Here is a 12,076-nt window from a genome sequence, read left to right as displayed (position 1 = left end):
CTTCCCTAATAGAAAGGCGATCCATCTTTGAAATGGACCGCCTTTTATTATAGCTCTTGTCGTAAAGCTTGAATCACATCTATTTTAGTCGCTTTGCGTGCTGGACGATAGCCTGAAATCATCGCTACTCCGATACTAATGGCGGCTGCAATAATGACTAATTGCCATGGTATAAGAGAGAATATTATATCATTTGTTGCAAAAGCCTCCTCTCCTGTCGCTGCCTTAAGAATCAATGGTAATGCTGCGTTAGCCGCAAAGCTGATGGCATACGAAATAACAACCGCAATAAACGTTCCAAAAATACCAATAAACGTGCTCTCCATTAAGAATAATCGTTGAATAAGCTTCGGACTTGCACCAATCGCCTTTAACACACCGATTTCACGTGTACGCTCTGTGACAGCCATTGTCATTGTATTAAAAATACCAATAGAAGCAATCAGCACCGCAATCGTCCCTACAAAGATTAAGCCAATTTTTAGTACAAGGAAAAATACATTCATTTGATCTAATTGTTCGGTCACTGAATAGACACTATAGCCTTTACCCTTTAACTTCTCCAAAATCGGCTTTACATTTTCTAAAGTATCCGCATAAATATTAAATTCTGAGTAAAATAGCTCATCTTCTTTGATATCACTATTGGCAGGTATATTTTCAGCTAACACTGACTTTTGTGCTTTATCCATGTGAATGGCGTTATCAACCATCCAATCATAAGAAGGCTTCTCCATCACACCAACAATTGTATAGGCCATTTTTTGCGTTTCATCATTTGTGCCAGTATGAGGCACTAAGGAAAGCTCTATATTTTTTCCAATTAATGATTCTTTATAGCCTTCTTCACTACCATCATAGTATGTTCCTTCTGCTTCAGCCTTTTTACTCTTTTCTTCAATAATATTGCGTTCTGCCGCATTCAATAATGTTTGACCAAAATGATAGCCTACAACAATTTCATTTGGCTTTGTTGGATAGTGTCCTTTTGCAAGCTTGCCGTTCACCTGCTCAAAGTCCTGCATATCCGACAAAATTAAATTAGAGGTTGTATCACGATCACCTAAAAAGGAATGTGCAGAAGCATTCACACTTATCGTTTCAAGCACCGTTTCTACATGGTTCAAATTTTTAATTTCTTGTACTTGCTCTTCTGTCAATTGCTTATCGCCATATACTTGAATTTTCGTAACTGTTTCATTCGAAAGAATTTCATTGCGTAAAGATTCCTGTAATCCAAAACCAACGGATGCTAGCACAATCAGAAAAGCACAGCCCATCGTTGCAGCTAATATCGTCATAAACACGCGCAGCTTATTTTTCTTAATATGTTGTGTTACAAAATCTAGTTGATCTTTAAATAACATGTTAAGCCTCCTCCTTTACAAGTTCGCCATCATACATGCGAAAACGTCTATGTGCTATCGTGGCCACTTCTTCATCATGCGTAATAATGACAAAGGTTAGCCCTAGCTCACGGTTTAGGCTCTGGATAAGCAATAAAATATCTTGCTCGGTTTCTGAATCAAGACTTCCTGTAGGCTCATCAGCAAGCAATATCGGAGGATTTGTGATAAGGGCACGCGCAATACTGACACGCTGTTGTTGTCCACCAGATAATTCATTAGGATAATGATCTGCCACTTCTGTCAGACCAACTTTGTCCATTAATTTCTTTACCCTTTCTTTCCGTACAGCCTTACGTAAGCCCTGTAGTTTTAAAGGTAATTCAATATTTTCGAAAGCCGTTAAACCCGGCATCAACTGAAAGTTTTGAAAAATAAAGCCAAATTGACGTAAGCGAAAAGCAGCACTTTCTGTTTCAGTCAGATGGGCTGTTTCCTTACCATTTACTTTAATAGACCCCTGTTCAGCTTTCATAAAACCAGCAAGAACTTGTAATAAGGTCGATTTGCCAGAGCCGCTTTTTCCTACAATGGCAACAATCTCTCCTTTATTAACTTCAAAGTTCACACCTTTCAATACTGGAACCTGTTTTTCCTTCCCTCTTTTACCAATTAAAAATGTATGTTGTAAGTTTTCAACTTGAATCATTTGTTTATAAACGCTCCTTTCTCATTCATTTCCCATTGTAGAAAACAATTCTTAATAAAGAGGAAGGATAAAAATGAAGAAATTCTTAAGAATAAGAAGACTTCCTCATAGTACAAACGTATTTACATTAGCTTTACAATTCATCATGCTATTTCTCTTGTTATTCATCCTATTTTCCGTTGAAATCTGTACCAAACAGAAAAAACTATAAGATAATTCCTTATTAAATAAAGACTTTTCCTGTATCTATAAAAGTAAATACAGTTTGTTCCCCTTTCATTTTGTGAACGAAATAAATATTACAGGAATGTAAATTTTCATGTCGAATATAAAGTTTTTATGTAGATAAATTAAAGATTTTGTTATGATAATAAAGTTTAGAGGTCGATTAATTTTATTTACATCCAGGAGGATTCGATTTACATGCTTAACTCAAAAAAACAAGACCCTTTCTTTATTGCATTGCATAAAATTGCTGAAAATATGAGAGAGGCTGTACATTACGCAAATGATTTTCGTATTAACAGTGTAGCTGACCTAAAAGAGATTAGCATTACAATGAAAAATTACGAAACTGCTGGCGATAAGCTCATTCATGAACTGATCGTAATGCTAAACAAATCATTTATGACACCTATTGAACGTGAGGATATTTTAGAGTTTGCCATTCGTATGGATGATATTTTAGATGGAACAGAACACTGTATTGCACACTTTGAAATGTTTTCCCTGACAGAAATCGATGAATCCATGCGTACGTTCTTAGGGTTTATTTCTAAAAGTGCTGATGAAATTGTTAAAGCGACTGAAGAGTTAAAGAAAAAGAATCTAATTGGCATGCGTCCACACGCAATTCTTATTAAAGACTATGAACGTGAATGTGATGAGGTACAGCGTTCTTCCATTAAGAAATTATTTTTAAATGAAAAAGATCCAATTCGCCTCATTAAATTTAAAGATATATATGAACAACTTGAAGATATCGCTGATCATTGTCAAAACGTAGCAAATACTATGGAAACAATTATCATGCGCAACGCATAATTAGGAGATGGGCACTTTACAATGAACACAATCATTATACTAACCGTACTGGTCGTCATCTTTGCCCTTACATTTGACTTTATCAATGGCTTCCATGATACAGCAAATGCTATCGCAACTTCGGTTTCCACTAGAGCATTGCCACCTCGAGTAGCAATCATCATGGCAGCAACCATGAACTTTATCGGTGCTATTACCTTTGTAGGGGTTGCAAAAGCTCTAACAAAAGATATTGTAGACCCTTTCTCTTTAAATGCTTTTGAAGGTGACACAACCGGTTCAGTCGTTATTTTAGCTGCATTAATTTCAGCTATAATTTGGAATTTATTGACATGGTATTTTGGTATTCCATCTAGTTCTTCTCACACATTGATTGGCTCTATTGCCGGCGCTGCTATCGCTTCTGCTGGCTTTAATGTACTAAACTATGGTGGCTTTACTAAAATTATTATGGCGTTAGTTTTTTCTCCAATACTTGCTATTTGCGCAGGTTTTATTATGATGACGCTATTTAAAATATGGTTTAAAAATTTAAACTTATATCGAACAAATAAAGGTTTCCGTACTATGCAAATTTTCACTGCGGCCATTCAATCATTTACCCACGGGACAAACGATGCACAAAAAGCAATGGGGATTATGACAATGGCGTTAATTGCTGGTGGTTTGCATACAGGAGATGAAATACCGTTCTGGGTGCGTGCAGCAGCAGCAGCAGCAATGGGTCTAGGTACATCGATAGGTGGTTATAAAATCATCAAAACCGTTGGCGGTAAAATTATGAAAATCCGCCCTGTTAACGGTGTAGCAGCAGATTTAGCTTCCGCTACTGTCATTTTTGGGGCTACGTTAGTCCACTTACCAGTATCAACCACACATGTTATTTCTTCATCTATAATGGGTGTTGGTTCTGCACAGCGTGTACGTGGTGTAAACTGGGGTATGGCCCGCAAGATTGTCACTACTTGGATTATTACAATGCCAATTTCAGCCGTTATGGCATCTGTTATTTATTTCCTCTTATCATTATTCTTTTAATAAAAGGCTCCTGTCCAATAGATGGACAGGAGTCTTTCATGTTGTTGAAAAAAGGTAATGTCAACGGCATAATAAGCAATTTTGTAAGGCGAGGGGTTGATTTCCGTTCCGCCAGCGTCCTTTCCAGGGGGCGTCCGATGAGCCGCTTCACTCACTGCGTTCGCTCCAGGGTCTCCTCTATGACGCTAAATTCCCCTAGGAGTGACGCTGGCTCCACTCCAATCAACCTTTCTGCAAAAGTGTCTTTTCCTGAACAAAATAGCCCATTATTTATATTATAAGAGAGGATAGCCTCTTATTTTCAATGTGGAGAAGTGATGTGTGACAACACCCCTCCATAAAAGAGTAGTGAATGCCTTCACTTTTTTATGGATTGGAGTGGAAGGCTACTTGACTCCCGTGGGAATAGCGAGACAGGCGAGCCTCTAAACGGAGCGGTAGCAGAGGAAGCGGCTCGGCGCTCGCCCACAGGAAAGCAAGTAGCCTGCAACGGAAATCCTTTTTCACCTTTCACATAAATTCTATGGATGGTTTTGTTTTTCAACACTATGAAAGACTCCTGTCCAATATCTTTACTTTGTCACACGACAAAATGTGACACATCCTTTACACTATTTGAGAAGGGGGATGCATTAACAACCATGAAAACTTTTTCGGCATTTATTACAGCACATGCAAAAGCAATCGTAGCGATATGGCTTATTATTTTTCTAGCAATGGCTTATTTTGCTCTACAGCTTCCAGGTAAACTTCAGGGTGATGGCTTTTTTGTTGAAGCCGACCATACCTATGTGACTAATGAGCTAGCAGAAAACTTTGATCTACCATCTGATACGATTTTAATTGTCTTTGATCCAGCTGAAGATCAACAAATCAAAGACACTTTAAAAAAACTAGATAGCATAAAAGACATACATTCAATCCAATCACCTTTAGAAGACTCCTCTTTACGTAAAGATGACATTGCCTATGCAATGGTTCATTTAAAAAATGATGTGGAGAATCTTTCTGACATTGTAGAAAATGTTCGATCATTAATTGAAGTAGACGGCGTTAGCATTACGGGAGGACCCGTTATTTCTGCTGACATTAATACAGCCAGTCAAAAAGATTTAGCTTCCGCTGAAGCCATTGGGTTACCCATTGCCATCGTTGTTCTCTTATTGGCTTTTGGTACAGTGATTGCTTCTATTTTGCCAATCATCATTGGTGTTGTAACAGTTGTTACTGCGTTCGGTATAATGACGCTCCTTAGTGGTAGTGTGAATCTATCCATTTTCGTCTTAAATATTGTCCCAATGCTCGGGCTTGCTTTAAGCATTGATTTTGCATTGTTGTTTATTAATCGTTACCGAGAAGAGCGTGCGCACACCTCTATAGTCCAAGCTATTCAAACTGCTATACAAACAGCAGGGCGTTCCATCATTTTCTCTGCTGTTTGTGTCATGATAGGCTTAGGCGCTATGATCGTTATTGATGTAGAGATTTTTCACAATATCGCTCTAGGAGGTACCATAGTCGTCCTGTTAGCCGTTCTTTCTGGCTTGACACTACTCCCTGCCACTATGATGCTATTAGGAGATAAACTCAATAAATGGCGTCTAATACGCATTAAACCAGGTGGTGCCAATCGTTGGCGTGGCTTTGCAGGCTTTGTCATGAAACATCCAATAGCCATTGTAATCTCTGCTTTATTATTACTTGGCATTGGTATGCTCCCATTAAAGGACATACAACTAACGATTCCACAGGTTGACTCCTTGCCAACTAAATATGATGCACGTGCAGCATATGATAAATTAGATGAAACGTTTGGACTGGGTGAATCATCTACGTTATATTTATTAGCTGAACGAAAAGAAGGCTGGGAGGATGCTGAAGGAAGAGAGCTCATTTATGCTATTCAAGAAAAGCTATTAAAGGACTCCCTAGTAACAAATGTTTCAACAGTCTATACAGCTGCTAACATTCAAACACCTGAGGAGCTTTCCACTTCTTTAGCAATTCCACAGATTGCGGAACAGTTAAAGTCTGTAATGAATACTTTTTCAAAAGATACTCAATTATTTATCCCTATTACCATCGATGCAGCGGGCTCTTCCACTACTGCTCAAAAATTTGCCCGATCTTGGATGGATCAAGATTTAGGTGTAGATTTCGCGCTTGGAGGACCCGCTAAATTCAACCAAGAGATTTTTGATGAAATTGCGAATAAAATAGTTTTGGCTATAGCCATTATCATCGTTTCCACATTCTTTATTTTAATGCTGGCATTCCGTTCGATTTTAATACCGTTAAAAGCGATTATTATGAACATTATTGGGCTTTCATCTGCGTTCGGTATACTCGTTTATATTTTCCAATATGGACATTTTGGTATTGAAGCAGGTCCGATTGTACTAATTATTCCAGTCATTGTTTTCTGTCTGGTGTTCGGCTTAAGTATGGACTACGAAGTCTTCTTAATCTCTCGTATCCAAGAAGAATATTTAAAAGGGGCAGATAATACACACGCAACAATTGATGGGTTAACATCCACTAGCCGTATTATTACATCGGCAGCGCTTATTATGATTGTTATTACAGGGGCATTTGCCTTCACAGACGTGATGCCTGTAAAACAAATTGGTGTTGGTATAGCCATTGCCGTTGCTATTGATGCGACGATTATTCGTCTTATGCTTGTGCCAAGTCTCATGAAATTATTTGGTGATTGGAACTGGTGGCTACCTTTTTCAAAGAAAAGTAAATAAAATCATTAAAATCCGCCTCCTTTAGGAAAAGAGGCGGATTTTTCAATTAAACATAGATACTGTTATACCATTCTTTTGCTGCTTGTACTTCCGGCATTGTTAGCTGATGACCAAAATTAAACCAAGCTGTCGTGACCATTGCACCTGAAGACGTTAAAAGCGCTTCTAAATCCTCAGACTCCTGTGCTGTACACATCGGATCATTCGTTCCAGCACCGATAAAAACAGGCGTAGAAGAAAGTTGAGGTAATTCTATTCCACGTCTTGGTACCATTGGATGATGTAAAATAGCTCCTGCTAATGCATCAGCATAGTGGAATAATAAGCTTGCTGCAATATTAGCGCCATTTGAATAGCCAATCGCTACAATTCGTTGGCGATCAAAGCCATATTGCTGTGCCGCCTCCTGTAAAAAGTCATGAAGCTCTTTAGTTCGAAAGATTAAATCCTCTATATCAAAGACACCTTCTGCTAATCGACGGAAAAATCGCGGCATCCCATGCTCAAGAACATTTCCACGTACACTTAAAATATTGGCTGTTTCATCTATTTCTTTTGCCAACCCAATTAAACTTTCTTCATTACCACCCGTGCCATGTAACAATAGCAACGTCGGTTTTGTTTCATCTGTACCTTTATAAAAAATGTGTTGCACTAACAATCACCTCTCGATTATCTTGAATTCGAGATAATTGTAGCCTGTGGCAAAATTAAATTCAAGCTCTTTGACTTATTAATTTCTCGATTTTCTCGATTCGGCTGTTCCTCATGGTTTTTATAAAAATTAGTAATGGTAAAAACTGAAAATAAACATGCCACGATTAAAACAACAATTACAATTCCCACTAATTTTTTTCCGTTCATTTATGATGATCCCCCGTATGTTTATTTCTTTGTACGAAAGCCTTCTTCTAGTAAATATTCCTTTGCCGCGTCATACGTACCAAATGCCTCTTCAAGATTTTCTCCATGATACACATTCCAAGAACGTTGCTCAAACGCTAGCTGTAATTTCACACCATCTCGGCTATGCCAAATCTCTACAATCGGCTCCTGCTCTTCTACTTCTTCTGATAAATACTGAATAGAATCCTCAATAATCTCACGTAGCTGTTGCTCATCGTAATCACGGATATTCACTAATCCTTTATCAGTAGCCTCTTGCTCATAGCGTAATAAATCCCCAACAAAGACAAAGCCATTGCCATTTGGGTGAAGCTTTTCCACTACAATTGTCTTTTCATAAAGACTATCCATATAGTGATAATTTAAGCGTTTTAATGAAATCTCCTTTTTTGTTAGTCCAGAAAACGATTCAATAATCGCTTGTTTTTGTTCAAATGTTAGCATATTAAAAATGCTCCTTTTCTTTACAATCTATCTTACAGTATAACGTATTTTTTACTGTTATATCGTGTAGTTTCTAAATCATTTTTGCCCAAAAAGTAGGACAAGCTTACATTGATAGCTTGTCCTACTTTCCCTCTTATGATGTTTGATTAAATATCTTTTCGCGTGTAAATTTTATCACTTGTGCTACATACAATTCTCGATAAGGAACAAATTGCGTGGTGCCAACTGGTCTGACAATTTTCACTCGTTGACCATCAGGGAAATACTCGTACCCTTCAATATTAAGTGTTGTTGTTTCTCCCAAGAAGAAAGCCTCAGCCTCATTTAGCCTTGCTCTCACTACACCTGATACTTCCTCGTACTGTAAATCAAAGGAATCCCAATCGTGCTCGAAAGGGTATATGTAGACATGGCAAAATTCATTGTCAATCATATTTTCGGAAACGATACTACAAGAGGTCATGCCCATTTTGACAACTTCATGGACATCTATCTGGAGCCCTAATTCTTCTTTTACTTCTCTGATACCTGACTCCACAGTCTCAATCGCTAAAAGATGTCCTGCTGCTGTAATATCGAGTAAGCCTGGATAATCCTTTTTCTGTGAGCTACGTATTTGAAAATAAATATAGTCTTCATTGACAAGCCAGCAATGAAAAGTCTCATGCCAAAGCCCTTTTTCATGTACTTCTGCTCTCGTAGCTGTCCCTATTTGCTCATGCTGCTCATTAAATACCTTTACAATTTCTTGTTCCATTGTTTCGACTCCTATACTGACTTCGTCGCTTTTTTCTTAATCGCATTACGTTGATCATAAATATTGGATACGATAACCTTTAATACTGCATAAAATGGTACAGCGATAATAATTCCAATAAAACCTGCTATATTACCTGCTGCTAGAATAATTGTAATCACGGTTAGTGGATGGATATCAAGGGATTTCCCCATAACATTAGGTGTGATAAAGTTGCTATCAATTTGCTGAGCAACAAGCGTCACAACGGATACCCACACAACTAAAATAGGATCCTGAATAACTGCTACGATCAGCGCTGGCGCAAAGGCGATCCAAGGTCCGATAAATGGAATCATGTTCATAAAGAACGCGAAGATTACTAGCAGCAACGAATAGTCTAATCCAATAATTAAATAGCCGACATACATAATAAGTGCTAATAAAAAACTAATTTGCAGTTGGCCCTGAATATAAGTACGTAATACATCATCAATTTCACTTAACGTTTTCTTTACCCATTGCTGACGTTCACCACTGAAATACTTATAGATGGATGGTGCAAATTTCTCATGATCCTTCAGCATAAAAATAAAGAAAAACGGAATTAATATAGCTAATAACGATACGGACACTATGGATTGTAAAAAAGACATAAATCCTTTACTCGCCACTACTGCAACATCTTGTACTGAATTCGCCATTTTTTCAATAACATCATTTAATTGCTGTGGGAAGTTATCTTTATTTTGCGTTACATAGTCTGTTAGTTGCTGAATGCTTGTGCTAATGCTCGTACTAATCATAGGGGCATTCTTCACTAATTTATTGATCTGCTCAGCAATCGGATTACCAATAATCCAACCAAAAATCCCTACAATGGCTATTAGCCCAAATACAATCGTCAAAATACTTCCCCATCTAGGAAATCTACGTTTTTCTAAAAATCTCTGGATCGGTTCTGTCACATAATAGAGGACACCGCCAAGTAGTAAAGGGACAAAAATAGCTTTTAATATGATGACTAATGGTGAAAAAATCCAATGAATCTCTATAAAATATTTAATGATTAGTAGTGTAATTAATATCCCTACACCTACTTGAAACCAAACTTTCCTCGTCACTTTTATTCACTTCCTTTTTTCACAGTTACTGAAAATACTACTGATATATTACCCATTTCGCAAGTATCCTAGTATTTTTAAACAAAATCAATGATACTACTGGACGACATTGCTACATGCGCACAGCTAAGCCATGCGTCCAGATTTTTCGAATTTGCTTGAAAAATCAACTTTGACAAACTAAAAAATTCGCTCACTTCCACAACGCTTAGCATGGAAGTGTAGCGAATTTACGTAATCAATTATAGTGAAGAATCGTCTACTGAATTTAAGTATTCCTCAATTTCCCCGATAACCGATTCAACACAGCCATCTTCAAATGGTGAAATTAAACCTGCCTCTTTTACCAGCTTTGTAAAGGACATAGAACCACCTAAGCCACATAGATGAATATAGTCTTTCCAAGCCGATTCAAATTCTTCACGTGAGCGTTTCCAGAACTGGAATGCACAAATTTGGGCTAACGTGTAATCAATATAATAAAATGGACTTGCATAAATATGACCCTGACGTTGCCATATGCCTCCAGCCTCTAGGTAGCTGTTATGATCATAGTCGCGGTGTGGTAAATATGTTTCCTCAATTTTTTTCCATGCTGCTTTACGTTCAGCCGGCGTCATTGTTGGATTTTCATAAATAACATGTTGGAACTCATCTACTGCAACACCATATGGTAAGAATAAAAGACCACTACTTAAATGCGTAAATTTATATTTCTCTGTATCCTCTTTAAAGAACAACTCCATCCAAGGCCATGTGAAGAATTCCATACTCATCGAGTGAATTTCACAAGATTCATAGGTCGGCCATAGATACTCTGGAATGCCAATGTTACGGCTTGAATAAACTTGGAAGGCATGTCCTGCTTCATGTGTTAATACATCGATATCACCTGACGTACCGTTAAAATTCGAGAAAATAAATGGAGAATGATAGTTTTCAATAAATGTACAATAACCACCACTCTCTTTCCCTTTCTTCGCTACTAGGTCCATTAAGTCATGGTCAATCATGAAATTGAAGAATTCTCCTGTTTCAGGTGATAATTCCTCATACATTTTCTTACCATTCGCCACGATCCACTCTGGATCTCCTTTTGGAGCAGCATTACCTGATAAGAAGTTGAATGCTTCATCATAGAATTTAAAATCTTCAATTCCAATACGCTTTGCCTGACGCTCATATAGCTTCGTTGCCACAGGTACAATTAAATCACGAACCTGATCACGGAATTTTTGAACCATTTCCGCATTATAATCAATACGATTCATACGAACATATCCTAGCTCAACATAGTTGTTATAGCCTAGTTTAATCGCAATTTCATGACGTACTTTTACAAGCTCATCATATAAACGATCGAAATCATCTTCATGCTTCGCAAAGAAACCGAAACGGGCATCAGTTGCTGCCTTACGTGTTTCTCGATCAGTTGATTCTGCAAACGGACCAAGCTGAGCAAGTGTTAATGTCTCCCCATTAAAGTCAATTTGTGCAGAAGCTACAAGCTTATTATACTCAGAAACAAGCTTGTTTTCTTTTTGCATTAAATCAATAACTGCTGGTGAAAAACCTTTAATTTGATAGCTTGCAAGGTCAAATAATTGTTGACCCCACTTCTCTTCTAATTGCTCACGGAATGGTGAATCAATTAATGCTTTATAATATTCAGTCGTTACTTCTTCTAGCTCTGGGCCTACTTCATCGAAATAATCGCGTTCTGCTTGATAAAATTCATCATTCGTATCGATTGAAGCGCGAATGTATACTAAGTTAGCCATTGTCGCAAAGTCATTACTGATGGCATTTAGCTTCTCAATTATACCACTTTGCTCATCTATTGATTGTGCATGTTTAAATTGCTCGATAAGTGCTAATTGCTGTTCTTTCATCGCTGCCACATTTGGACGGCTATACTGATAATCTTTAAACGTTGTCATTGAAGTCCCCTCTTTCTGTCCTATACCCCGTGA

Annotated in this window: 11 protein-coding genes; 3 read left to right on the top strand and 8 right to left on the bottom strand. The window is 37.7% G+C overall.

Translation table 11 applies throughout. From position 1 onward, the window contains the following. Positions 1-47: 47 nt before the first annotated feature. Positions 48-1,367, bottom strand: coding sequence for an FtsX-like permease family protein (locus tag MHI34_RS09405; protein ID WP_036128417.1), 1,320 nt, complete (start codon positions 1,365-1,367; stop codon positions 48-50). Between the two features lies 1 nt (position 1,368). After that, a complete protein-coding gene (locus tag MHI34_RS09400) occupies positions 1,369-2,055 on the bottom strand; it encodes an ABC transporter ATP-binding protein (RefSeq protein ID WP_036128420.1) in 687 nt (228 codons plus the stop codon). A 423-nt stretch (positions 2,056-2,478) separates the two neighbouring features. Here MHI34_RS09400 and MHI34_RS09395 point away from each other — a divergent pair, with 423 nt between their 5' ends. The 3 genes from MHI34_RS09395 (at position 2,479) to MHI34_RS09385 (ending at position 6,890) form a co-directional block, all read left to right on the top strand. After that, positions 2,479-3,099 carry a DUF47 domain-containing protein gene (locus MHI34_RS09395; protein WP_036128422.1) on the top strand — a complete coding sequence of 207 codons (621 nt, stop codon included), beginning with the start codon at positions 2,479-2,481 and terminating at the stop codon, positions 3,097-3,099. A 21-nt stretch (positions 3,100-3,120) separates the two neighbouring features. Continuing rightward, positions 3,121-4,137 (top strand): inorganic phosphate transporter, encoded by a 1,017-nt coding sequence (locus MHI34_RS09390; RefSeq protein ID WP_058844748.1) that lies wholly within the window; start codon positions 3,121-3,123, stop codon positions 4,135-4,137. A gap of 641 nt (positions 4,138-4,778) precedes the next feature. Continuing rightward, positions 4,779-6,890, top strand: coding sequence for an MMPL family transporter (locus MHI34_RS09385; RefSeq protein ID WP_340812269.1), 2,112 nt, complete (start codon positions 4,779-4,781; stop codon positions 6,888-6,890). 46 nt (positions 6,891-6,936) lie between these two features. On the opposite strand, the gene MHI34_RS09380 is transcribed toward MHI34_RS09385, so the two are convergent. From MHI34_RS09380 to MHI34_RS09355, 6 genes are all read right to left on the bottom strand, one after another. Beyond that, positions 6,937-7,545, bottom strand: coding sequence for an alpha/beta hydrolase (locus tag MHI34_RS09380; RefSeq protein ID WP_036128466.1), 609 nt, complete (start codon positions 7,543-7,545; stop codon positions 6,937-6,939). A 17-nt stretch (positions 7,546-7,562) separates the two neighbouring features. After that, entirely contained in the window at positions 7,563-7,754 is a 192-nt protein-coding gene (locus MHI34_RS09375; RefSeq protein WP_036128468.1) for a hypothetical protein, read from the bottom strand. Positions 7,755-7,775: 21 nt separating this feature from the next. Next, entirely contained in the window at positions 7,776-8,240 is a 465-nt protein-coding gene (locus MHI34_RS09370; protein WP_036128470.1) for a hypothetical protein, read from the bottom strand. A 136-nt stretch (positions 8,241-8,376) separates the two neighbouring features. Next, positions 8,377-9,000 (bottom strand): NUDIX domain-containing protein, encoded by a 624-nt coding sequence (locus tag MHI34_RS09365; protein ID WP_036128472.1) that lies wholly within the window; start codon positions 8,998-9,000, stop codon positions 8,377-8,379. An 11-nt stretch (positions 9,001-9,011) separates the two neighbouring features. Beyond that, positions 9,012-10,103 carry an AI-2E family transporter gene (locus MHI34_RS09360; protein WP_036128475.1) on the bottom strand — a complete coding sequence of 364 codons (1,092 nt, stop codon included), beginning with the start codon at positions 10,101-10,103 and terminating at the stop codon, positions 9,012-9,014. Positions 10,104-10,345: 242 nt separating this feature from the next. Then, positions 10,346-12,043: a M3 family oligoendopeptidase gene (locus tag MHI34_RS09355; RefSeq protein ID WP_342504367.1), complete on the bottom strand. Its 1,698-nt coding sequence runs from the start codon at positions 12,041-12,043 to the stop codon at positions 10,346-10,348. Positions 12,044-12,076: the final 33 nt, after the last annotated feature.

Source organism: Lysinibacillus sp. FSL L8-0126, assembly GCF_038630385.1.
Lineage (GTDB): Bacteria > Bacillota > Bacilli > Bacillales_A > Planococcaceae > Lysinibacillus > Lysinibacillus fusiformis_D.
This window is presented reverse-complemented; position numbering and strand designations above follow the sequence as displayed.

Coding starts and splice junctions, on each gene's coding strand:
- MHI34_RS09375 (WP_036128468.1), bottom strand. CDS start 7,754: ATGAACGGAAAAAAATTAGTGGGAATTGTAATTGTTGTTTTAATCGTG.
- MHI34_RS09405 (WP_036128417.1), bottom strand. CDS start 1,367: ATGTTATTTAAAGATCAACTAGATTTTGTAACACAACATATTAAGAAA.
- MHI34_RS09400 (WP_036128420.1), bottom strand. CDS start 2,055: ATGATTCAAGTTGAAAACTTACAACATACATTTTTAATTGGTAAAAGA.
- MHI34_RS09390 (WP_058844748.1), top strand. CDS start 3,121: ATGAACACAATCATTATACTAACCGTACTGGTCGTCATCTTTGCCCTT.
- MHI34_RS09370 (WP_036128470.1), bottom strand. CDS start 8,240: ATGCTAACATTTGAACAAAAACAAGCGATTATTGAATCGTTTTCTGGA.
- MHI34_RS09365 (WP_036128472.1), bottom strand. CDS start 9,000: ATGGAACAAGAAATTGTAAAGGTATTTAATGAGCAGCATGAGCAAATA.
- MHI34_RS09385 (WP_340812269.1), top strand. CDS start 4,779: ATGAAAACTTTTTCGGCATTTATTACAGCACATGCAAAAGCAATCGTA.
- MHI34_RS09355 (WP_342504367.1), bottom strand. CDS start 12,043: ATGACAACGTTTAAAGATTATCAGTATAGCCGTCCAAATGTGGCAGCG.
- MHI34_RS09395 (WP_036128422.1), top strand. CDS start 2,479: ATGCTTAACTCAAAAAAACAAGACCCTTTCTTTATTGCATTGCATAAA.